The 20871-nt window shown below is 67.0% G+C and carries 21 protein-coding genes and 1 pseudogene; 16 read left to right on the forward strand and 6 right to left on the reverse strand.

All coding sequences use genetic code 11. The features are described 5' to 3' along the window. Window positions 1–112 precede the first annotated feature (112 nt). A complete protein-coding gene (locus NUV79_RS14720) occupies window positions 113–1054 on the reverse strand; it encodes a PfkB family carbohydrate kinase (RefSeq protein ID WP_257733847.1) in 942 nt (313 codons plus the stop codon). A gap of 61 nt (window positions 1055–1115) precedes the next feature. Between NUV79_RS14720 and NUV79_RS14725 the strand changes: the two genes are divergently transcribed. The 9 genes from NUV79_RS14725 to NUV79_RS14765 all read left to right on the forward strand — a co-directional run bounded on the left by NUV79_RS14725 (window position 1116) and on the right by NUV79_RS14765 (window position 11074). Next, entirely contained in the window at window positions 1116–1898 is a 783-nt protein-coding gene (locus NUV79_RS14725) for a GntR family transcriptional regulator (RefSeq protein ID WP_257733848.1), read from the forward strand. Window positions 1899–2084: 186 nt separating this feature from the next. After that, entirely contained in the window at window positions 2085–2693 is a 609-nt protein-coding gene (locus tag NUV79_RS14730) for a helix-turn-helix transcriptional regulator (RefSeq protein ID WP_257733849.1), read from the forward strand. Between the two features lie 113 nt (window positions 2694–2806). Continuing rightward, complete coding sequence (locus NUV79_RS14735; RefSeq protein ID WP_257733850.1) at window positions 2807–3601, forward strand: bestrophin-like domain; 795 nt, start codon at window positions 2807–2809, stop codon at window positions 3599–3601. A 136-nt stretch (window positions 3602–3737) separates the two neighbouring features. Beyond that, on the forward strand, window positions 3738–5294 hold the full coding sequence (locus NUV79_RS14740; RefSeq protein ID WP_257733851.1) for an ABC transporter substrate-binding protein: 1557 nt from the start codon (window positions 3738–3740) through the stop codon (window positions 5292–5294). A gap of 155 nt (window positions 5295–5449) precedes the next feature. Further along, complete coding sequence (locus NUV79_RS14745) at window positions 5450–6427, forward strand: ABC transporter permease (RefSeq protein WP_257733852.1); 978 nt, start codon at window positions 5450–5452, stop codon at window positions 6425–6427. After that, complete coding sequence (locus NUV79_RS14750) at window positions 6424–7260, forward strand: ABC transporter permease (protein WP_257733853.1); 837 nt, start codon at window positions 6424–6426, stop codon at window positions 7258–7260. The genes NUV79_RS14745 and NUV79_RS14750 overlap by 4 nt, the downstream gene beginning before the upstream one ends. 8 nt (window positions 7261–7268) lie before the next feature. Beyond that, the gene (locus tag NUV79_RS14755; protein ID WP_257733854.1) at window positions 7269–8876 is read left to right on the forward strand and encodes an ABC transporter ATP-binding protein; all 1608 of its coding nucleotides are present in this window, start codon (window positions 7269–7271) and stop codon (window positions 8874–8876) included. A 27-nt stretch (window positions 8877–8903) separates the two neighbouring features. Next, complete coding sequence (locus tag NUV79_RS14760; RefSeq protein ID WP_257733855.1) at window positions 8904–10193, forward strand: ArgE/DapE family deacylase; 1290 nt, start codon at window positions 8904–8906, stop codon at window positions 10191–10193. Then, window positions 10190–11074, forward strand: coding sequence for a DMT family transporter (locus NUV79_RS14765; RefSeq protein ID WP_257733856.1), 885 nt, complete (start codon window positions 10190–10192; stop codon window positions 11072–11074). The genes NUV79_RS14760 and NUV79_RS14765 overlap by 4 nt, the downstream gene beginning before the upstream one ends. A 6-nt stretch (window positions 11075–11080) precedes the next feature. Here the strand turns inward: NUV79_RS14765 and NUV79_RS14770 are convergent, their stop codons facing one another. Continuing rightward, a complete protein-coding gene (locus tag NUV79_RS14770; protein ID WP_257733857.1) occupies window positions 11081–11938 on the reverse strand; it encodes a LysR family transcriptional regulator in 858 nt (285 codons plus the stop codon). Between the two features lie 190 nt (window positions 11939–12128). Between NUV79_RS14770 and NUV79_RS14775 the strand changes: the two genes are divergently transcribed. Genes NUV79_RS14775 through NUV79_RS14785 form a run of 3 tightly spaced genes read left to right on the forward strand, consistent with a single transcriptional unit; the run spans window position 12129 to window position 14509 of the window. Beyond that, window positions 12129–12800: an ankyrin repeat domain-containing protein gene (locus NUV79_RS14775; protein WP_374679276.1), complete on the forward strand. Its 672-nt coding sequence runs from the start codon at window positions 12129–12131 to the stop codon at window positions 12798–12800. A 13-nt stretch (window positions 12801–12813) separates the two neighbouring features. Next, entirely contained in the window at window positions 12814–13287 is a 474-nt protein-coding gene (locus NUV79_RS14780; protein WP_257733858.1) for a nucleoside deaminase, read from the forward strand. A gap of 4 nt (window positions 13288–13291) precedes the next feature. After that, window positions 13292–14509, forward strand: coding sequence for a cyanate transporter (locus tag NUV79_RS14785; protein ID WP_257733859.1), 1218 nt, complete (start codon window positions 13292–13294; stop codon window positions 14507–14509). On the opposite strand, the gene NUV79_RS14790 is transcribed toward NUV79_RS14785, so the two are convergent. Further along, on the reverse strand, window positions 14488–14877 hold the full coding sequence (locus NUV79_RS14790; protein ID WP_257733860.1) for a RidA family protein: 390 nt from the start codon (window positions 14875–14877) through the stop codon (window positions 14488–14490). The two genes, NUV79_RS14785 and NUV79_RS14790, sit on opposite strands and share 22 nt — an antisense overlap. Window positions 14878–14936: 59 nt before the next feature. Beyond that, window positions 14937–15485 carry a MarR family winged helix-turn-helix transcriptional regulator gene (locus NUV79_RS14795; protein ID WP_257733861.1) on the reverse strand — a complete coding sequence of 183 codons (549 nt, stop codon included), beginning with the start codon at window positions 15483–15485 and terminating at the stop codon, window positions 14937–14939. A gap of 95 nt (window positions 15486–15580) precedes the next feature. Here NUV79_RS14795 and NUV79_RS14800 point away from each other — a divergent pair, with 95 nt between their 5' ends. The 4 genes and pseudogenes from NUV79_RS14800 to NUV79_RS14815 all read left to right on the forward strand — a co-directional run bounded on the left by NUV79_RS14800 (window position 15581) and on the right by NUV79_RS14815 (window position 19351). Continuing rightward, window positions 15581–16099, forward strand: a complete 519-nt coding sequence (locus tag NUV79_RS14800; RefSeq protein ID WP_257733862.1) for a flavin reductase family protein — start codon at window positions 15581–15583, stop codon at window positions 16097–16099. 30 nt (window positions 16100–16129) lie between these two features. Then, a pseudogene (locus NUV79_RS14805) lies at window positions 16130–17593 on the forward strand (4-hydroxyphenylacetate 3-hydroxylase family protein). A 17-nt stretch (window positions 17594–17610) separates the two neighbouring features. Further along, the gene (locus NUV79_RS14810) at window positions 17611–17991 is read left to right on the forward strand and encodes a DUF4437 domain-containing protein (protein ID WP_257733863.1); all 381 of its coding nucleotides are present in this window, start codon (window positions 17611–17613) and stop codon (window positions 17989–17991) included. 7 nt (window positions 17992–17998) lie between these two features. Next, the gene (locus NUV79_RS14815) at window positions 17999–19351 is read left to right on the forward strand and encodes an amidase (RefSeq protein ID WP_257733864.1); all 1353 of its coding nucleotides are present in this window, start codon (window positions 17999–18001) and stop codon (window positions 19349–19351) included. 20 nt (window positions 19352–19371) lie between these two features. On the opposite strand, the gene NUV79_RS14820 is transcribed toward NUV79_RS14815, so the two are convergent. Together NUV79_RS14820 and NUV79_RS14825 are read right to left on the reverse strand one after the other, a co-directional pair. Next, on the reverse strand, window positions 19372–20037 hold the full coding sequence (locus tag NUV79_RS14820) for a GntR family transcriptional regulator (RefSeq protein WP_257733865.1): 666 nt from the start codon (window positions 20035–20037) through the stop codon (window positions 19372–19374). Between the two features lie 58 nt (window positions 20038–20095). Next, on the reverse strand, window positions 20096–20782 hold the full coding sequence (locus NUV79_RS14825) for a DUF2848 domain-containing protein (protein WP_257733866.1): 687 nt from the start codon (window positions 20780–20782) through the stop codon (window positions 20096–20098). Window positions 20783–20871 lie beyond the last annotated feature (89 nt).

Here is a 20871-nt window from a genome sequence, read left to right on the forward strand (position 1 = left end):
CCGGCTGGCCACGGAAGGCGCACGCGCGGTGCACCTCGCAGAAGCTAGCAGCATGGGTCGCTCGGGAAAAGTCCAAAAACAATCCAAAGTTTTTTATCGATTGAAGACTGCTTTATTCGCCGCTTACGGCTTCGATGGCAGCGAGCGTCGGGAGCGCGTCGAAGACGCCATTTCGGGTGGTGGTCAGCGCCCCGGCGATCGCGGCATCGCGCAGAGCGCCGGGCAGGGAGCGTCCCGTTGCCAGCCGGACGCCGAGCGTTGCGGCGAAGGCATCGCCGGCTCCGAGCGAATCCACGGTCTCGACGGCGAAGCCGTTCTGCTCAATGACCTGACCGTGCGCTGTAACGGCGATCGCTCCGGCTGCGCCCCGCGTCATGACGATGAGCTCCGGCCCCCATGTCATCACCCTCGGCGCCAACTCCGCTGCGAAATGCTGCGGCTCCGTCGCTCCATCTGGCTCCAGACCGAGCGAGAGCGCGAGGTTGCCGGCCTCGGTCTCGTTGACGATCAGGATCGAGGTCAGCGCCAGCATCGCCTCCGGGATGAGCCGGAAGGGCGAGGGGTTGAGCAGGGTCGGGACGCTGGCCTGTCGGGCCAGGGCGAAAGCCGCCTCGATCGGCGCGTCGCCGATCTCGAACTGGGCCGTCACCAGCGCCGCCTCGGTGATGGCCGGCGCCCGCTGCCAGACATGCTCTGCCGAGAGAGCGAGATTGGCGCCGGATGCGATGGCGACGCAGGTTTCTCCGCTCGCATCGGTGAAGCCGATGCCGCTTCCGGTACTGCCCTTGAGCCGGATCAGCATGGATGGCGGCAGGCCGGCCCGTTCGAGCGCCGGCGGGGCGAAGGCGGCTGCGAGGTCGTCACCCACAGCAAGGAGGCCCTCCACGTTGGCGCCGAGACGCCGCGCCATGATCGCCTGGTTCAGCCCCTTGCCGCCGGGTTCGATGGTCACCGTCTCGGCGGCGAGCGCTTCTCCCGGGCGCGGAAAGCGGGCGACCTTCGCCGAACAGGCGACGACGAAGCTTCCGAGCACAAAGACGGGTTTGCCGGTCACGGCAGTCTCCGGGAATTTGATTTTGCCATTCACGAACTGCTACGCGGGTTGTGACACGCACATGCAAACCACGACAGTGCCTAAACCGCTTCTCCCAAAGCCGCCCTTCCAGGACCTGCTGGAGCTGCGCAGCGATACCGCCAAGCCGCTCTATCAGCAGCTCGAAGACCAGCTGTCTCAATTGATCGGCGACGGCACTCTGCCGGCGGGCACGACGCTGCCGGCCGAGCGTCAGCTTGCCGAGCGCCTCAGCATCAGCCGCGCCACCGTTCAGCGGTCCTACAACGCCTTGCGCGAGCGAAAGTTGCTGAGCGCGCAGGGGCGCCTCGGCTCGATCGTCCAGGGTACGGGGCCGCGCCTGCATTCCGGCATGGATCGGCTCAAGGGCTTCACCGAGGAGATGAAGGAGCTCGGCCGGGTGCCTTCGTCACGGATCGTCGAGCGATCCGTGGTGAATGACCGCTCGATCGCCTCGATTTTCGGCCGCTCCTCGCATGCGCGCTTCCTCAAGCTGGTCCGCATCCGTTCGGGTGACGATATCCCGATGTCGCGCGAGGTCGCCTGGTACAATCTGGAGCGCGCCCCCGATCTGGCCGAGAGCGATCTCTCGGGCTCGGTCTATGCCCGTCTCGCGGCGCTCGGCCTGCCGCTGATGCGTTGCGACCAGACCATCGAGGCGGCGGCGCCCACCGTCGATGAATGCGCGATCTTCGGCTTCGCGGTTCCCGTGCCGTGCCTGCTGATCAAGCGACGCAGCTACGGCGCCGACGGCGACATGCTCGAATATGTCGAGGGCCTGTTCCGCGGCGATACCTATACCTACAAGCTGACGCTGACCGCCTGACATCCTGCGGTAGGGGCAGCCGCTTCGGGCTTCCATTTTTAATATCCAATAACAGTCCAAAGCCCGAGGGCCTTGAACCTCGCCGCGATCTGCCGCGACCAAGAGGAACGGAGCCGTATCCGGCAAGTCTCGGGTGACCCGGGCAAGGTGGCGCGGCGGTCCGTGGATTGCAGGATGGATATTGCAATGTCGCTTCATGTCTCGATTGTCGGCAGGACGAGCTACACCCCGTTTCCGCCACGCCATGACATAGCTTCCGATGCCTTCGGGAAGGCTTCCAGGCCGGTTTTCGTCATCGATGCCGAATTGAACCAGCGCTTCGGCAACCGCGGTGCGGAAGCTCTCGCCCGCGACGGGCTCGGCGGCCTCGACCGCTTCACGGCCAGCGACAAGGATTTCATGGCGCGATTGCAGGTCTGGCTGAAGCGTTGCCGCTCCGGCAGTGCCGCCGGCGAGACGCGGCTGCCGCTGGTGCTGCGTAACGGCCGCCAGATCGCCGTCGATGCCGTCCATCTGGCGAGCATCGAACTGTTCGTGCTGACGGTGGACGACCCCGAGAGCGCGATCGACCGCAACATCGCCCGGGTCAGCGAGGCCTGCGGCCTGACCCCGACCGAGGAGCGCATGCTCGCCCTGATGGTCGAGGGGCTCGACACGATCATCGCCGCCAAGCGGCTTGGCATCGCGCCGACCACGGCCCGGACCCATCTCCAGCGCCTCTTCGCCAAGACTGGCACCGCCCGGCAGAGCGAGCTCGTCCGCTTCGTCGCGACCTATGTCGAGGAACTCCGCTGAGGGCGTGGCAGGCGGCGGCTCATCGCCGTCGGAGATGTTGACAGGGCTCGCGATCGCACGCCCATCTGGGTCAGGATGCATAAGAACCGCGTCCGCCCGAAGCGACCGCGACCATGACCGAAACGCTGGCAGCCTTCATCTTCTGCGCATTGCTGAGCGGCAGTGCCATCTTTGGCATCAAGCTGCGCGGCTGGCTGTCCGAGGAGCATCTGTCCGAGCGCACCCTGGAGGCCATCCGGCTGGTGACGAGCCTGCTCGTCACCTTTGCCGCTCTGGTGCTCAGCCTGCAGCTCTCCAACGTCAAGGGCGCGTTCGACCAGGCCTATCGCGACCGCAATGCCGACGCGGCCGGGCTCGCGCAGCTCGACGAATGCCTGCGCGCCTACGGGGCAGGGGCTGAACCGATCCGTCTCGACCTGCGCAGCTACACGGCAGGCGTCATCGCCAGCACCTGGCCGCTGGAGCCGAAGCAAGAAGGCGTCTCCTATCCTGATACGACGGGCATGGCCCGCGAAGGTGCCGATCCCTCGCTCGGCGCCCTGATCGCGCGCATCGGCCGGGCGATTAACGCGCTGGCTCCAGCCGACGCGCTCCATGCCAATGTCGCGGCGGAGTGCCGCGCGACCTATCAGCGGCTGCAGCAGCGGCGCTGGGCCGTGGTCGAGGACGTGCGCGGCCCTGTCTCGCCGCTGTTCACGAGCATTATGACCTTCTGGCTGATGCTGGTCTTCCTGAGCTTCGGCCTGCAGATACCCCGCAAGCGTCTCGCCGCGATCGTGCTCGCGATCGGCATCGTCTCGATCTCGACGGTGATGTTCGTCATCACGGATCTCGAGACGCATTATGGCGGCCTGTTCGGCATTTCCAGCGCCTCGATGCGGGACGTGCTGGCGGGCATGGCTCGCTAGGGCGCGAGATCAGTTGGCGCGGCGCTTGCCAAGAGACACGGGATCGGGTGCGATGGCGCCGGTCCGGTCCTATGAGGCCCGATTCAAACGATACGATCTCGGTACGAGGCAGGGGAACGAGCAGATGGTGCGTGGGATGACGGGGTTGCGGTTGAGTCTGGCGCTGGCTGCGTCGGTTTTCGTTCTGGGCGCCGCGCAGGCACAGGAGCCGAAGAAGGGCGGGACGGTCCATGTCGTCGTCCAGCCCGAGCCGCCGATGCTGATGCAGGGCCTCAACCAGAACGGCCCGACCAACATGGTCGCCGGCAACATCTATGAATCGCTGCTGCGCTACAACGAGAAGCTCGAGCCGCAGCCCTCGCTCGCCAAGAGCTGGGAAATCTCGCCGGACGCCAAGACCTACACCTTCAAGCTCCAGGAAGGCGTGAAATGGCATGACGGCAAGCCGTTCACGGCCGACGACGTCGTCTTCACCCTCGACAAGTTCCTGCGCGACGTCCATCCGCGCTGGCGCCCGATCGTCAATGCGCAGGTCGAGAAGATCGAGAAGGTCGACGATCTCACCGTGAAGATCACGCTGAAGCAGCCCTTCGGCCCGATGATCATGACGCAGGAGGTCGCCTCCGCGCCGATGATCCCGAAGCATATCTATGACGGCACGGATTACCGCGCGAACCCGGCCAACAACACGCCGATCGGCACCGGCCCCTTCAAGCTCAAGGAGTGGAAGAAGGGCTCCTATATCCACCTCGTAAAGAACGAGGACTACTGGCTGAAGGGCAAGCCGAATCTCGACGAGATCTACTGGCAGATCATTCCCGATGCAGCCGCCCGCGCCGTTGCCTATGAGACGGGCAAGGTCGATGTGCTGACCGGTGGCTCGGTCGATGTCTACGACGTCGCGCGCCTCTCCAAGCTGCCCAATACCTGCATGACGACCAAGGGCTGGGAGATGTTCGCCCCCCATGCCTGGCTCACGCCCAACGTGCGCAACGGCATCCTCGGCAACAAGCAGTTCCGCCAGGGCCTGATGTACGCGATCGACCGCGAATTCGGGAAGGACGTGGTCTGGGGCGGCCTCGGCAAGCTGCCGACCGGGCCGATCTCGTCCAAGACCAAGTTCTATTCGGGCGACGTGCCGAAATACACTTACGATCCCGCCAAGGCGAAGGAGCTGATCAAGGCTTCCGGCTACAAGGGCGAGACGATCAAGCTCCTGAACCTGCCCTATGGCGAGACCTGGAGCCGCTGGTCCGAGGCCATCAAGCAGAATTTCGAGGATGTCGGCGTCAAGGTGCAGATCGAGAACACCGACGTGCCCGGCTGGACGCAGAAGGCGTCGAACTGGGATTTCGACCTGAACTTCAACTTCCTCTACCAGCTCGGCGACCCCGCCATGGGCGTGGCCCGCTCCTACATCTCCTCCAACATCGCCAAGGGCAATCCCTTCGCCAATGTCGGGGGCTACTCCAATCCGGAGGTCGACAAGCTCTTCGCCGACGCCGCGATCGCGCCGACCGACAAGGAGCGCCAGGACCTCTACACCAAGGTCCAGAAGCTTTTGGCCGACGAATTGCCGGTACTCTGGCTGCTGGAGATGGATTTCCCGACCATCTACCGCTGCAACGTCAAGAACCTCGTCACCACCGGCGTCGGCGTGAACGACGGCTTCCGCGACGCCTGGAAGGAGTGACCGCGCGTGTCATCCCGGACGCCGCGAAGCGGCGATCCGGGGTCTTATCGGGGTTAGCCTACAAGGCAGCCTCGTCCTGACGACGGTCCCGCGTCTGCGCAGTGGCGCTTCGCGCCGCGGCGCGCGCGGGATGACAGGCTTCACGAAAGTCCTGAATGAACCTCGCGCAATTCCTCGCCGGCCGGCTCGTGAAGGGCGTCATCGTCCTCTTCGCCATCGCCGTGCTGAATTTCCTGCTGATCCGGGCGGCACCGGGTGACCCCGCGCAGGTGCTGGCCGGCGAGGCGGGCGCCGCCGATGCGCAGCTCCTTGAGCAGTTGCGCGCCCGTTTCGGTCTCGATCAGCCCTTCCTGACCCAGCTCTGGATCTATCTGAAGGGTTATCTCACCTTCGATCTCGGCTTCAGCTATCGCCAGCAGCAGCCGGTGCTCAGCCTGATCATGGAGCGCTTGCCGGCGACGCTGCTGCTGACCGGCGCGGCCTTCATCGTCTCGCTCGTCGTCGGCACGGCGATGGGCGCGCTCGCCGCGCGCCGCGCCGGCAAATGGTCGGACAGCCTGATCACCACGCTGGCTCTGGCCTTCTACGCGACGCCGCTGTTCTGGATCGCGCTGATGAGCCAGATCGTCTTCGCGCTCAAGCTCGGGCTCGTCCCCAATGTCGGCTACGAAACCATCGGCGCAAACTATACCGGCCTCGCCCGCGCGCTCGATATCGGCCAGCATCTCATCCTGCCCTCGCTCACGCTCGGCCTGTTCTTCACCGCGCTCTATGCCCGGATGATGCGGGCCTCGATGCTGGAGGTGGCGGGCGCCGATTTCGTCAAGACGGCGCGCGCCAAGGGCGTGTCGCAGCCCCGCGTCTGGCGCCGGCATGTCGCGCGCAACGCCATCCTGCCGGTGGTGACGCTGGCAGGCCTGCAGGCGGGCCAGCTCGTCGGCGGCGCGGTCCTCACCGAGACCGTCTTCGCCTGGCCCGGCATCGGTCGGCTGATGTTCGATGCGCTGGTCCAGCGCGACTATTCCGTCCTGCTCGGCGTCTTCTTCGTCTCCTCGGCGATGGTCGTCTGCTTCAACATCGCGACCGATCTGGTCTACCGGATCGTCGATCCGCGCATCGAGGCGCACGCATGAACTTCCTCAAGCGCTTCGCCCGCAATCGCGGCGCCGTCATCGGCATCGTCATCCTGCTCGCCGTCATCGCCTTCGCGGTCCTGGCGCCGACGCTCTATCCGCAATCGCCCTGGCGCCCGGTGGCGCGGCCTTTCCTCGCGCCCTTCGTCAACGAGCGCTTCCCGCTCGGCACCGACACGCTCGGCCGCAACCTCGCCGCCGGCCTCGTCCATGGCGCGCGCGTCTCGCTGATGATCGGCGTGGTGTCGACCCTGGTCGCGCTGGTCATCGGCGTGCCGCTTGGCGCGGTCGCAGGCTATGCCGGCGGCTTCGTCGACGACGCGCTGATGCGCTTCACCGAGTTTTTCCAGACCATTCCCTCCTTCGCGCTCGCCATCGTGTTGGTCGCGATCCTGCAGCCGCAATTGGGATCGATCGTGCTCGCGATAGGCGTGGTCAGTTGGCCACCCGTGGCGCGATTGGTGCGAGGGGAGGTGCTCTCGCTGCGAAGTCGCGAATATGTCCAGGCGGCCGTCACCATCGGCCAGTCGACGCCGCGGATCATCTTCAGTCAGGTCCTGCCCAACACCATCGCGCCGATCATCGTGATGGGCTCGCTGATGATCGGCTCGGCGATCCTGCTGGAATCCTCGCTCTCCTTCCTCGGCCTTGGCGATCCCAACCTGATGAGCTGGGGCTACATGGTCGGCGCCGGCCGCACGCGCCTGCTCGATGCCTGGTGGATCTCGTTCTTCCCGGGCTTCGCGATCTTCCTGACGGTGCTCGCGCTCAACCTCGCCGGCGAGGGGCTGAACGATGCCCTGAACCCGCGTCTCGCCAGGGGGCGGGAGTGATGGCGCGAATGACCGCTCCCGCGCTCTCCATCGAAGGCCTGACGCTGGCATTGCCCGCGATTGCCGACCGCGCCAACGCGGTCGAAAAGGTCACGCTCGCCATCCAGCCCGGCGAGACGCTCTGCGTCGTCGGCGAATCCGGCTCGGGGAAGTCGATGATCGCCCATGCCGTGATGGGGCTCTTGCCCAAGGCGGTGAAGCCGGTCGCCGGCCAGATCAAACTCGCAGGGCGCGATCTCCTCGCCCTCGACGAGCAGGCGATGCAGGACGTGCGCGGCCGCGAGGTCGGCATGATCTTCCAGGAGCCGATGACCTCGCTGAACCCGGTCATGCGCATCTCCGACCAGATCGTCGAGACCTTCGAGGCGCATGGCCTGCACGACAAGGCGACGCGCCGGGCCCGCGCCATCGATCTCCTGACCGAGGTCGGCCTGCCCGATCCGCCGCGCCTCGCCAAGGCCTATCCGCACGAGCTGTCGGGCGGCCAGCGCCAGCGCGTGATGATCGCGATGGCGCTCGCGCTCGAACCCAAGCTCCTGATTGCCGATGAGCCGACCACCGCGCTCGACGTCACCACGCAGGCGCAGATCCTCAAGCTGATCGACAACCTGCGCCATCGCCACGGCACGGCCGTGCTCTTCATCACCCATGACATGGGCGTGGTCGCCGAGATCGCCGACCGCATCGCCGTGCTGGAGAAGGGCGTTCTGGTCGAGGAGGGCACGGCCGATCAGGTGCTCGGCTCTCCGCAACATCCCTATACGCAGAAGCTGCTCGCTGCCGTGCCCTCGCTGACGCCGGCCGTGTTGCCGCCGCTGCCGGACACTGCGCCGGTGATCAGCGTCGAAGGGCTCGGCAAGACCTATCGCAAGCGCTCGCTCTTCGGCGTCGCGCGCGAGGTCAAGGCGGCCGACGACATCTCCTTCGCGCTCGTCCGTGGCGAGACGCTCGGGCTCGTCGGCGAATCCGGCTCGGGCAAGTCGACGGTCGGCCGCTGCTGCCTGCGCCTGATCGAACCCGACCGCGGCCGCATCGCGCTCGGCGATCTCGTCCTCTCCGAACTGAAGCCCGCCGAACTGCGCCGCCAGCGCAAGCGCATCCAGATGGTCTTCCAGGACCCCTTCGCCTCGCTCAATCCGCGCCAGACGGTCGGCCGCATCATCTCGGACGGCCCCGTCGCTCATGGCACGCCGCGCAGGGAGGCGCTGGCGCGGGCGAAGGAATTGCTGGAACTCGTCGGCCTCTCCGCCAATGCCATCGATCGCTATCCGCATGAATTCTCCGGCGGCCAGCGCCAGCGCGTCGGCATTGCGAGGGCGCTGGCGCTCGAACCGGACGTACTGGTCGCAGACGAAGCGGTCTCGGCGCTCGACGTCTCCGTGCAGGCCCAGATCCTCAAGCTGATCAAGGACATCCAGAGCCGGCTCGGCCTCGCCATCCTCTTCGTGACGCATGATCTGCGCGTCGCTGCGCAGATCTGCGACCGGATCGCGGTGATGCAGCGCGGGCGCATCGTCGAGAGCGGGCCGACCGCCGCGATCTTCGCCGACCCGCAGCACGCGTATACGCGGCAGCTGCTGGCGGCGGTGCCGGGCGGCGGGCGCTTCGGGCACTAATAGACGACACCCAGCCGGAGCCTGCCCATGCCTCTCGATCCCACCTTGCGTGACAAGATCCTCGCCGCCGTCGAGGCGGGCTTCGACGAGCAGGTCGCCTATACGCAGGAGCTGGTCCGCTTCGCCTCGACCCGCGGGCAGGAGCACACGGTCCAGGACTTCATCTTCCGGGCGATGAAGCAGCGCGGCTTCACCATGGACCGCTTCGCCATGGACAAGGAGCTGATCGCGGCTCATCCCGGCGGCGCGCCTTTCTCCGACACGCATTCCGAAGCCCCGATCGTCGTCGGCATCCATCGCCCGCGCGAGGAGAAGGGCCGCTCGCTGATCCTGCAGGCCCATGTCGATGTCGTCCCGGCCGGCCCCGTCGACCAGTGGAAGCATTCGCCCTTCGATCCCGTGATCGAGGGCGACTGGATGTATGGCCGCGGCAGCGCCGACATGAAGGCGGGCTCCGCCGCCAATCTCTTCTGCCTCGATGCGCTCCGCCGCATCGGCATGCAGCCGGCGGCGACGGTCTATGTCGAATCCGTCGTCGAGGAGGAATCGACCGGCAACGGCGCGTTGATGACGCATTTGCGCGGCTATCGCGCCGAGGCTGCGCTGATCCCCGAGCCGGAATACGAGATGCTGGCCCGCGCCAATGCCGGCGTGCTCTGGTTCCAGTTCGAGGTGCGCGGCATTCCCGCCCATGTCCGCGAGATGGGCACCGGCGCCAACGCGATCGACGCCGCCTATCGCGTCGTCGCGGCTTTGCGCAAGCTCGAGGAGCAATTCAACCTCGAGAAAGCAGGCCGCGAGCATTTCGAGGACGATCCGCACCCGATCAACCTGAATATCGGCAAGATCGAGGGCGGCGACTGGGCCTCCTCCGTGCCCTGCTGGTGCCGGGTCGATTGCCGCGTCGGGCTCTATCCCGGCGTCACCGCCAAGGAGACGGCGCAGCGCATCGAAGATTGCATCCGCGAGGCGGCGCGTAGCGATTCCTTCCTGGCGAACAATCCGCCGAAGGTGACCTTCAACGGCTTCTGGGCCGAGGGCTATGTGCTGGAGCCCGGCAGCGAGGCCGAGGCCGTGCTCGCCCGCGCCCATGAGGCGGCGCTCGGCAAGCCGCTCAAGAGCTTCATGACGGCGGCCTATCTCGATACCCGCGTCCATGCGCTCTACGACAAGATCCCGGCGCTCTGCTACGGCCCGATGGGCGAGAACATCCACGCCTTCGACGAGCGCGTCAGCCTCGCCTCGGTGAAGCGGATCACCGGCGCCATGGCGCTCTTCGTCGCCGAATGGTGCGGGCTCGAAAGCATCGAGGGGTGAGCGAGGGCAAGCCGGGTAGGGCGTTGCTGCTCGTCCCCCTGCTCGGGCTGCTCTGGGGCTTCAACTGGCCGGCGGTGCGGATCTCGCTGACCGAGATCGCGCCCTGGGCCCTGCGCACGGCCGGCATGAGCTTCGCCGGGCTGGTGCTCGTCGCCATCGCGCTGGCGCGTGGCGTTCCGCTCGCGGTGCCGCGCGGGCAGTGGCCGCGCCTGGTCGTCGCCGGCTTCCTTTCGATCGCCGCCTTCAACGTGCTGCTCGCCTTCGCACAGCTCGCCGCGCCGACCTCGCGCGCGGCGATCCTGACCTTCACCATGCCGATCTGGGCGACGTTGCTCGCCCGCTTCGTGCTGGGCGAGGCTTTCGACGGCCGGCGCCTCGCGGGGCTTGCGCTCGGCATCTCCGGCCTCGTCTGCCTCGGCCTGCCATTGATCCTGGCCGGGCAGCTCTCCTTCGGCCTGATGCTGGCGCTGCTCGCGGCGGTGAGCTGGGCATTCGGCACGATCGTGACCAAGCGCTGGCCGGTCTCGGCCCCGGCTCTGACCATAGCCGCCTGGCAATTGCTGATCGGCGGCGTCGTCGCAGGCATCGGCATGCTCGTCTTCGAAGGCCTGCCGGTGCCGAAGCTGCTCTCGCCGCGCGTGGCTGTGGCGCTGAGCTTCCACATCATCGGCGCGCAGGCGCTCGCCTATTTCCTCTGGTTCACGGTGGTGGCGCGGCTGCCAGCCGGCATCGCCAGCCTCGGCACGCTGATGGTGCCGGCGGTCGGCGTGCTCGGCTCGGTGCTGTTGCTCGGCGAGCGGCCGACACCGACCGACTGGCTGGGCCTCTGCCTCGTGATCGCCGCTTCCGGAGCGATCATGATCCCCGCCCGCCGCGCCTGACGCCGCTCAGCTCTGGCCGGGGATGGCGTAGCGCTGGGCCAGCACCGCGCTCATCGCCGCGACGAGCTCCGCGATAAGGCCGCCCTTCTCCCAGGAATAGATCGAGACGACCATCGCCGGCTCCGCGCCGAAGGCTGCGTAGGGCCTGACCCGGCGGCCGATCGTGGTGCCGACAGGCAGGAGCGAAAGCCCGAGCCCGGCCTCGACCGCCACGATGACGTTGTAGAGATTGCTGCTCGACAGGGCGATGTACCAGCGATGCCGCTCGCGCTCGATCCGCTCGAACATCGCGTCGCGATAAAGCCCGCCGGGCGGGAAGGTGACCAGCGGCAGCGGCTCCGGCCAGCTCTCCGGCGCCTCGGTGCTCTCGAACCAGCCCATCGCCTCCGGATAGCTGGCGCGGTGGTCGGAACTCGCGGATGGCTCCTTGACGATGACGACGTCGAACTCGCCGGCCCGGTAGCGCCGCGTCAATTCGCGGCTCAGGCCCGCGACCACGTCGAGCCGCACCTCGCGATGCTGCCGGATGAAGCCGGCGAAGACCTGCGCCATGTTGCCGGTGACGATATCGTCGGGCACGCCGATGCGGATCGAGGCGGTGCCGGCGGAATCGCCAAGCATGGTCTCCGCCTCCTGCTGCAGCGTCAGGATGCGCCGGGCATAGCCGAGCAGGCGCTCGCCCGAGGCCGTGGCCTGGACCGGGCGGGCGACACGGTCGATCAATCCGCGCCCGACCGCCTCTTCCAGCCGCGCCAGCTGCTGGCTGATGGTCGATTGCGTCATGTTGAGCCGCTCGGCCGCCTGGGTGAAGCTGCCGGTATCGGCAATGGCGACGAAGGAGCGGAGCAGGCGGGGATCGAGCATCGGGCCGGTACCGCATCTGTGAAGCGGGGATGTCGATCATATTCGCAAAGCCACTGAGCGATATCCAGATATTTAATTTTCAGATGGACGTCGGGGCCGTTATCCAGAGATCAAGGCAAGCTTGCCTGGCCTGATCGACGGGGTGCCGCAGCGCCGGCCGATGCCGCCCGCGCCTCCGAAGGAGACGGAATTGACCCGATTTTCGCCGATCCTTGCCTTCGTTCTTCTCCTGCTGGCCTTCGGCCCGCAGACAGCCTTCGGACAAGCCATGACCGACACCAGATTGCACGCCGCCGCAGCCAAGGACGATGTCGCTGCGATCAAGCGCCTCCTCGCTGAGGGCGCTACGATCGATGCACGCGACGAGCGTGGCCGCACCGCCTTGCTGGCTGCGACCCATGAGAACCGCGTCAACGCCGCCCGCGCCCTGATCGAAGCCGGGGCCGACGTCAACGCCAAGGACGCGATGAACGACAGCCCCTATCTCTATGCCGGCGCGCGCGGCCACCTCGCCATCCTCAAGCTGACGCTCGAACATGGCGCTGATCTGAAGAGCACCAACCGCTATGGCGGCACGGCCCTGATCCCGGCCTGCGAGCGCGGCCATGTCGAGACGGTCCGCACCCTGATCGCGGCCGGCGTCAAGGTCGACCATATCAACAATCTCGGCTGGACCGGCCTGCTGGAGGCGATCATCCTGAGCGATGGCGGCGAGAAGCATCAGCAGATCGTCAAGGATTTGCTTGCAGCCGGCGCCGATGTGAACCTCGCCGATCGCGACGGCGTCACCCCGCTCCAGCACGCCCGCAGCCGCGGTCAGAGCAAGATGCAGCAGATCCTGCTCGCTGCCGGCGGTCGCTGACCGGGAGGCGATCATGAGCCAGGCACAACGCTTCCTTTGCGAGGCCATCGAACTCGCCCAGGCCAATATGGAGCAGGGCGGCCGGCCCTTCGGGGCGGTGATCGTCCGCAATGGCGAGGTCCTTGCGACCGGCGTCAACGAGGCCGTCGCGACCCATGACCCCACCGCCCATGCCGAGATGACGGCTTTGCGCGCGGCGAGCCGCAAGCTCGGCTCGCCGAACCTCGCCGGCTGCGCCGTCTATGCCAGTGGCCATCCCTGCCCGATGTGCATGGCGGCGATGCGGCTTTCCGGCGTCAGCGAGGTCTACTACGCCTATTCCAACGATGACGGCGCGCCCTTTGGCCTCTCGACGGCGGCGATCTACGCCGATCTGGCAAAGCCCTTCGCCGAGCAGTCGATGAAGATCGCCTATCTGCCCGTCCGTCTCGAAACCGGGCCCGATCTCTATACCGAGTGGAAGCGGCGCCAGCCCAATCCGGCCTGAGCCTATGACGCCTACGCCATCCGGCGCGTCGCGCGCGCTCCTGCTCGCGGCCGTGGTGCTGGTCGGCCTGAACCTGCGCCCGTTCCTGACCGGAATCGGCCCGCTCGCGGCGGAGATCCAGGCCGCGACGGGCTTGGGTTTTGGTAGCCTCTCGCTGTTCACGCTGGTGCCGATGCTATTGATGGGCGTCTGTGCCTTCGCCGGCCCGTGGCTCCAGCGCGCGGTGGGCGCACGCATGGCCGTGGTCGGGGCGCTCTGCATCCTCTGCGCGGCGGCTGCGCTGCGTCTGGTCACGACGAGCGGCGAGGCGCTGATCGCGACGGCCGCCTTCTGCGGCCTTGGCGTCGCGGTGGTTCAAGCGGTCTTCCCCGGCATCGTCAAGGCCGAGTTCCCCGGCCGCGTCGCGCTGGTGATGGGGCTCTATTCGGCGATGCTGATGGGCGGCGGCGCGCTCGGCGCCCAACTCTCGCCGATGATCGCTCAACAGACCGGAAGCTGGCATCTCGGTCTCGGCTGGATCGCCATGCCGGCGGCGCTGGCGGCTTTGGTCTCGGCGGTGACGCTGCCATCCGGCCGATCGGGGCAGGGCGGCGGCTTACCGGCGCTCATCTTGCTGCGGCGCCCGCGCACATGGCTCCTGATGATCTGCTTCGGGCTGGTGAATGGGGGCTATGCCTCGGTCGTCGCCTGGCTTGCGCCCGCCTATCAGGCGATGGGCTGGTCAGGTGCGCAGAGCGGCGGCCTGCTGGCGGGGATGGCGGCGAGCCAGGCCGTGGCCGCGCTCGGCATTCCCGCGCTCGCGGCGCGCAATCCCGATCGCCGCTTCTGGATCTGGCTCGCGCTGGCTTGTCAGGTCGTCGGTTTCGCTGGCCTCGCCTGGTGGCCGCTCGCCGCACCGACAGCTTGGGCGGTGGCGATCGGCATCGGGCTCGGCGCCGGCTTCGCGCTCTTCCTGATCGTGGCGCTCGATCATCTCGACAACCCCGCCAATGCCGGGGCGCTCTCGGCTCTGATGCAGGCTGGCGGCTTCCTGATCTCCGCCATCCCGCCCTGGATCGTCGCGCTGTTGCGCGATGCCGGCGGCAGCTTCACCGCCGGCTGGCTGATGCATCTGGCTTGCGCCCTGCTGGCAGGGCTGATGGCGCTGCGCTTCGCGCCGCGCGGCTATGCCCGCGCGATGCGGCTCTCACCGGACGCCGATCAGGCCTTGTCGCCGAGATAGGCGGTCGCGTCGATCTCGACGATGCAGTTCGGCGAGCCCAACCCGTTGACGATACAGGAGACGCGATGCGGCGTCGCCTCGGCGAAATTGGCGAAATAGACCTCGTTCATCGGCTCCCAATAGGCGCGGTCGGTGACGTAGACCGTGCATTTCACGACATCGTCGAGGCTGCCGCCGGCCTCTTCGAGCAGCGCCTTGATATTGTCGATGCATTGCTGGGTCTGCGCCCGGGGATCGCCGATCGCGAGCTTGCCGTCCTTGTCGGTCCCGACGCAGCAAACGAACATGAAGCCGCCAGCGACGGTCGCCTGGGCGAAGGGCAGGCGGCCCTTGTGGATGCGGTCCGAGGTGATGATGCGCTTGGGCATGGCAGGCTCCGTCTAAGAAAGCTCACCCTAGCGGCCGCAAACGCGGGAAGGAATGCGGCCTAGCTCCGCGTCCCCGGCGATGTCTCGCTGGCGATGATGTGGTCCGCGAGGTGGATGGCCTGTTCGGCTCCGGAGGCGAGGCGGCGCATCACGCCGCTCAGCGCCTCGAAGGCCTCGCGGTCGAGCGGCGCGAACAGTGCGTCGTTGACCGGGCGCTGCAGTGAGGCCAGCTGCTCCAGCTTCGCGAAGCCGGCTGCCGTGACGGTGAGCGTGACCCGGCGCCCGTCGCTCGGATGCGGACGCTTCTCGACAAGGTCGCTCTTCACCAGCTTGTTCAGTTCGATGGTCACGAAGGCGCCGCTGAGATGCAGCCGCTCGGCCACCTGCGCGACGCCGAGTTCGTTGTCGGGCGCGCCGCGGCCGACCGCGATCAGGATCAGGTACTGCGGCGGTGTCAGGCCGATATAGCCGGCGAAGCGCGCGCGGGCTTCCTCCAGCCGGCTGCCGAAGGCGAAGAAGTCATAGAGCATGTCGCGGAAGCGCGCGTCGCTCCCGCCCTCCAGCAAATCGGACTTCGCCACGGTCAGGCGCCGGTTCTCGATCGACATGATTCGTCCGTCATTCGGGTTGTTGACTTTGCTAGATAGCTTTATTACAAAGCTATCTAGCAAATGAGTGTTGCGGATGGCAACCGGAGGGAACGATGGACGGCAGGGCCTTCAGACAATCCCTGGGCGAGTTCGCGACCGGGGTGGCGGTCATCACCGCGCAGGGCAGCGGCGAAGATCTCATCGGCATGACCATGAGTTCGTTCAACTCCGTTTCGATCGATCCGCCGCTCGTCCTGTTCAGCGTCGACAGGCGGGCGAACAGCCTGCCGGCCATGCTCGAAGCCAAGGGCTTCGCGGTCAATGTGCTGGCGCGCGAGCAGGAGCAGATTTCCAACCGTTTCGCCCGAGCGCTGAGCGACAAATGGGCCGAGGTCAAGCGCACGGTCGGCCACGCGCAGGCGCCGCTGATCACCGGCGCGCTCGCCCATTTCGAATGCGAGCCCTACGCCCATCATGACGGCGGCGACCATGTCATCTTCCTGGTGCGGGTGCTGCGCCATGCGGTGCGGCCGGGCAATCCGGCGCCGCTGATCTTCTTCCGCGGCCGTTACCGCGACCTCGTCGACGAGACCGAGCGCGAGCCGTCCTGGCCGCTGCCCATCCACTACTGAACCATCACGACAACCGGAGAGGGGATACCCATGACCAAGACGGGACAGGAACATCTCGCCAGCCTGCGCGACGGCCGCTCGATCTTCATCGACGGCGCGCGCGTCGAGGACGTCACCACGCATCGTGCCTTCCGCAATGTGGCGCGCTCGGTCGGCGGCCTGTTCGACTTCGCCAATGATGCCTCGCGCCGCGAGCTGATGACCTTCGAGACCGAGGCCGGCGGCCGGGCCAACCGGATCTGGCAATTGCCGACCTCCTATGCCGATCTCGTCGAGCGCCGTCGCGCGCTCGAGGCCTGGACCGCGATCCATGGCGGCTTCCTCGGCCGCGCGCCTGATCATGTCGCTTCCTGCATCTCCGGCATGCGCATGGGCCTGCCGGTCTTCGAGGGCTACGACCCGGCGCGCGCCGCGGCTCTGGAAAACTACTACCGCTACGCCCGCGACAACGACCTCTACCTGACCTATGTCATCATCAACCCTCAGGCCGACCGCTCCAAGAACGCGGCCGAGCAGGCCGATCCGTTCCTGACGGCCGGCGTGGTCGACCGTGATGCCGAGGGCATCACCATCCGCGGCGCCAAGATGCTGGCGACCGGCGGCGTCGTCGCCAACGAGGTCTTCGTCACCACGATCCAGCCGATGCAGCCCGGCGAGGAGCGCTATGCCGTCTCCTTCGCCATCCCGATGAACAGCAAGGGCCTGAAGATGCTCTCGCGCAAGTCGTACGAGGCGCAGGCCGGCTCGATCTTCGACAACCCGCTGGCCAGCCGCTACGACGAGAACGACGCCGTGCTGTTCTTCGACGACGTGAAGGTGCCGTGGGACCGCGTCTTCATCGATGGCAGCGTCGAGATGTGCCAGAAGCAGTTCCACGCGACCCCGGCGCATGTCTACCAGAACTACCAGGCGATGATCCGCCTCAAGGTGAAGCTGCAGTTCCTGATGGGCATCGCCCATCGCACCACCCAGACCAACGGCATCACCCAGTTCCCGCAGGTCCGCGAAATCCTCGGCCAGCTCGCCGCGGAAGCCGCGATGGTCGATGCCTTCGTCAACGCGATGGAGGCCTAGGGCACGCAGGTCGGTGCCTACTACGTGCCCGACCGGCACATGCTCTATTCGGCGCAGGTGCTGACCCAGCAGATGTATCCGAAGATCCTGAACTCGCTGCGCGAGCTCGCCGGCGGCGGCATGATCATGCTGCCCTCCTCGGTCGCCGATTTCGCCAATCCCGAGATCGCCGCGATGATCGAGAAGACCCAGCAGTCGCCGGCCGCGAATTCGCATGACCGGGTGAAGTTCTACAAGCTTGCCTGGGATGCGGTCGGCTCCGAATTCGGCTCGCGCCATCACCAGTACGAGATGTTCTATGCCGGGGCGACCTTCGTGACGAAGGGCCACTCCTTCCGCACCTATGACTGGGGCAAGGCCGGCGGCATCGTGCAGTCGATGCTGGATTCCTACGATCTCGACAGCAAGCCCGCCGCCTGAGCGCGAAAGGAAAAGCCATGCCCGTCAACAAGCAGCACGACGAGTTCTACACGCTCGACATGACCAGCGGCTGGGAAGTCCCGGCCGGCTATCCCGCCGGCATCCAGCAGAAGATCCTCTCGGGGGCGCTGGACGAGGTCAACAATCGCGGCACGCGCACGCGCCTGCTGCGCTTCCAGCCCGGCGTCTACACCACCGCGCCGTTCTCCCATGACTATTGGGAGGAGGTCTATCTGGTCGAGGGCGACCTGACCGTCGGGAACGATGCCAGCGGCAATGGCGGGACGGCTTTCCCGCCGCACACCTATGCGGTTCGTCCGCCGCATGCCAAACATGGGCCGTTCAAGTCCGAGGGCGGCTGCCTGCTCCTCGAAATCCATTACTTCGACCCGGTCTGATACGCCCATGGCTCGCACCCTTTCCGCCCTTGCCGACGATCTCGCCTCTGGCCGGACGAGCGCGCTTGCCCTCGTGCGCGAGGCTCTCGCCCGGATCGACGCCCCGGACGGAGAGGGGAGACTGGCCTTCATCAAGGTTCATCGCGAGGCCGCGCTCGCCGCCGCCGAGGCGATGGACAAGCTTCGTGCGGCGGGGCTCGCCCCGTCGCGCTTCGCCGGCATCCCGATTTCGGTGAAGGACCTGTTCGACCTTGCTGGCGAGCCGACCACGGCCGGCTCGACGGTGCTGGCGGATGCCGCGCCGGCCGAGCGCGACGCTCCCGCGATCGCCAGGCTGCGCAGCGCCGGCTTCATCGTGATGGGCCGCACCAACATGACCGAGTTCGCCTTTTCCGGCCTCGGCCTCAATCCGCATTACGGCACGCCGGCCTCTCCTTACGAGCGTGCCACCACGCGCCGGATTCCGGGTGGCTCCTCTTCGGGCGCCGCGGTTTCCGTGGCGGACGGCATGGCCTTCGCCGGCATCGGCTCCGATACCGGCGGCTCCTGCCGCATCCCCGCGGCCTTCTGCGGCATCACCGGCTACAAGCCGACAGCGTCGAGCGTGCCGCGCGAGGGCGCCTTCCCGTTGTCGCAGACGCTCGACTCGATCGGGCCGCTCGCCAACAGCGTCGAATGCTGCCGCACTCTGCATGAGATCATGAGCGGCGCGACGCTGGCGCAGGAAGGGCCGTCGAGCCTCAAGGGCCTGCGCATTGCCGTGCCGCAGACGGTCGCGCTCGACGGGCTCGATGCCCATGTCGCCGCAAGCTTCGACCGGGCGCTGGATCTGCTCGCCAAGGCCGGAGCAACCATCATCGACGTGCCTTTCACGCGCTTCGCCGAGGTCGCCCGTCTGAACGCCAAGGGCGGTTTCGCCCCCTCCGAGGCCTATGCCCATCACCGCGACCTGATCGAGGCCAAGGGCGATGGCTACGACCAGCGCGTGCGCACGCGCGTGCTGCGCGGCCGCAACCAGGATGCCGCCGATTACATCCAGCTCGTCCAGGCGCGGGCCGCCTTCGTCGCCGCGATGCGCGCGGAGGTCTCCGCCTTCGACGTGCTGGCGATGCCGACTGTGCCGACCATTGCGCCGACCATCGCGGAACTCGCCGAGGACGACGAGGCCTTCACCCGCATCAACCTGCTGATGCTGCGCAACCCGACCCTGATCAATGTCATGGATGGCTGCGCGATCTCGCTGCCGATGCACCGTGCCGGCGAGGCTCCGGCCGGGCTGATGCTGGCCCGGGCCGGCGGCGAGGATGCGGCGCTGTTTGCGATCGCGGCCGCAGCGGAAGCCGCGCTGGCCAGTCGCTAAGCGAAGGCGAAGAGGGCGCTTCAGACCTGCCGCGTGATGTTCGCGCGGAAGGACTGGATATGCGCCCGCATCGCCTGTTCGGCGAGGTCGGGGTCCTGCTTGGCGATGCCGTCGACGATAGCGGCATGCTCGTCGCAGATGCGCAGGTGCTGCTCGTTGGCGCTGAGCGAGATGAACCACATCCGCGCCGAGCGCTCGTGCAGGTTTCGCAACAGGTCGCTCATCACCGGGTTGCGCACCGAGCCCGCGATCAGCGCGTGGAACTGCTGGTCCAGCCCGGCGATCGTCTCGATCTCGCGCTGGTGGGCGGCGGCCAGCATGGCGTCGAGATTGCGCTTGAGCTGCAGCGCGACATCCGGCCCCGCCTGCGCCGCGGCAACGCGCACGCAGAAGGTCTCGTTCACGACGCGCACATCGATGATGTTGAATATCTCGTCGAGGCTGACCGGCTTCACGATCGTGCCCTTGCGCGGCATCACCTCGACCAGTCCGTCATTGAGAAGCCGGTCGATGGCCTGGCGGATCGGCGTGCGGCCGATATCGAGCTGGCTGCTGAGCGCCGGCTCGCTCAGGATTTCGCCCGGCCTCAGCTCGCAGGTGATGATCAGGCGCTTGATCGCGCTGTAGGCCTGTTCGCGCAGCGAGACATGCCGCTGCGCGCCCTTGTGCATATCCAGAAGCGTCACGTGTCTCTGCACCGAGTCGGAGAGGTCGCCAGCATCGTTCTTCCGGATGAGGGCCGGATCAACCCCGGATGGGGAGAATCTTCAGATCATAGCCGAAACGCAGGCTGCGCTTCAGCACCGGGTCCTCCAGTTCGCCCTCGAAGCGGCTGGCCATGCGGATGCCGCCGATCGCCGGCATGGTGCCGCCGAAAAGCGCCGTGCCCTCGGGCAATTCGCCGTTCTCGCTGAAGCCGCGGATCAGGTCGGCCGGGGCGAGCAGGCCGGAGATCGGCCCTTCCTGGTACTTGCGGCGCTCGCCGTCGATCACCGCGAAGCTGCGCAGGATCAGCGCGTCCCAATGGCCGGCGACCTCCTCGTAGGGCCAGACGGTGTCCGCGACCGGTTTGTCGCAGACCTGCTTGGAGACGCTGATGCCGTAGGTCTCGACCTGGCGGTCGGTATGGTCCGAGCCGACGCCGACATAGGTCTTGCCGCCGCAGGCGAAGAGCACGGCCTCGACCTCGCCGCTGCTGTTGGCGCCGACATCCTCGATGACGGAATCGGTCGTCAGGCGAGCGGCTGCGACGCGATAGAAGACGGGCGTCGAGGCCGGGCGCTTCACGCCCAGCGCCTCGAGCTCGACCATGTGATGCTCCATCGCGGCCTTGTCGCGCCCGGCCCAGCCGCCGATCACCAGTTCGTCGATCGTCGCCGAGAGGGGCGCGGAGCCGCTGCGGCTCTCCACGGTCAGGTCCAGGGTCTTCATCACATCACCTTCCAGGAATGAGCCGCCTGTTCCGTAGGCAGCCGGCCACAAAAAAGTTCTGGGCTGCATCATAAAAATCCTTGTGAAGT

It is taken from the genome of Allobosea sp. 47.2.35 (assembly GCF_024655635.1).
Lineage (GTDB): Bacteria > Pseudomonadota > Alphaproteobacteria > Rhizobiales > Beijerinckiaceae > Allobosea.

What these genes read in the sequence shown, in the direction of transcription:
- NUV79_RS14725 (WP_257733848.1), top strand. Translation starts at nt 1,116, where the DNA reads ATGCAAACCACGACAGTGCCTAAACCGCTTCTCCCAAAGCCGCCCTTC.
- NUV79_RS14730 (WP_257733849.1), top strand. Translation starts at nt 2,085, where the DNA reads ATGTCGCTTCATGTCTCGATTGTCGGCAGGACGAGCTACACCCCGTTT.
- NUV79_RS14735 (WP_257733850.1), top strand. Translation starts at nt 2,807, where the DNA reads ATGACCGAAACGCTGGCAGCCTTCATCTTCTGCGCATTGCTGAGCGGC.
- NUV79_RS14740 (WP_257733851.1), top strand. Translation starts at nt 3,738, where the DNA reads ATGACGGGGTTGCGGTTGAGTCTGGCGCTGGCTGCGTCGGTTTTCGTT.
- NUV79_RS14745 (WP_257733852.1), top strand. Translation starts at nt 5,450, where the DNA reads ATGAACCTCGCGCAATTCCTCGCCGGCCGGCTCGTGAAGGGCGTCATC.
- NUV79_RS14750 (WP_257733853.1), top strand. Translation starts at nt 6,424, where the DNA reads ATGAACTTCCTCAAGCGCTTCGCCCGCAATCGCGGCGCCGTCATCGGC.
- NUV79_RS14755 (WP_257733854.1), top strand. Translation starts at nt 7,269, where the DNA reads ATGACCGCTCCCGCGCTCTCCATCGAAGGCCTGACGCTGGCATTGCCC.
- NUV79_RS14760 (WP_257733855.1), top strand. Translation starts at nt 8,904, where the DNA reads ATGCCTCTCGATCCCACCTTGCGTGACAAGATCCTCGCCGCCGTCGAG.
- NUV79_RS14770 (WP_257733857.1), bottom strand. Translation starts at nt 11,938, where the DNA reads ATGCTCGATCCCCGCCTGCTCCGCTCCTTCGTCGCCATTGCCGATACC.
- NUV79_RS14780 (WP_257733858.1), top strand. Translation starts at nt 12,814, where the DNA reads ATGAGCCAGGCACAACGCTTCCTTTGCGAGGCCATCGAACTCGCCCAG.
- NUV79_RS14785 (WP_257733859.1), top strand. Translation starts at nt 13,292, where the DNA reads ATGACGCCTACGCCATCCGGCGCGTCGCGCGCGCTCCTGCTCGCGGCC.
- NUV79_RS14790 (WP_257733860.1), bottom strand. Translation starts at nt 14,877, where the DNA reads ATGCCCAAGCGCATCATCACCTCGGACCGCATCCACAAGGGCCGCCTG.
- NUV79_RS14795 (WP_257733861.1), bottom strand. Translation starts at nt 15,485, where the DNA reads ATGTCGATCGAGAACCGGCGCCTGACCGTGGCGAAGTCCGATTTGCTG.
- NUV79_RS14800 (WP_257733862.1), top strand. Translation starts at nt 15,581, where the DNA reads ATGGACGGCAGGGCCTTCAGACAATCCCTGGGCGAGTTCGCGACCGGG.
- NUV79_RS14810 (WP_257733863.1), top strand. Translation starts at nt 17,611, where the DNA reads ATGCCCGTCAACAAGCAGCACGACGAGTTCTACACGCTCGACATGACC.
- NUV79_RS14815 (WP_257733864.1), top strand. Translation starts at nt 17,999, where the DNA reads ATGGCTCGCACCCTTTCCGCCCTTGCCGACGATCTCGCCTCTGGCCGG.
- NUV79_RS14825 (WP_257733866.1), bottom strand. Translation starts at nt 20,782, where the DNA reads ATGAAGACCCTGGACCTGACCGTGGAGAGCCGCAGCGGCTCCGCGCCC.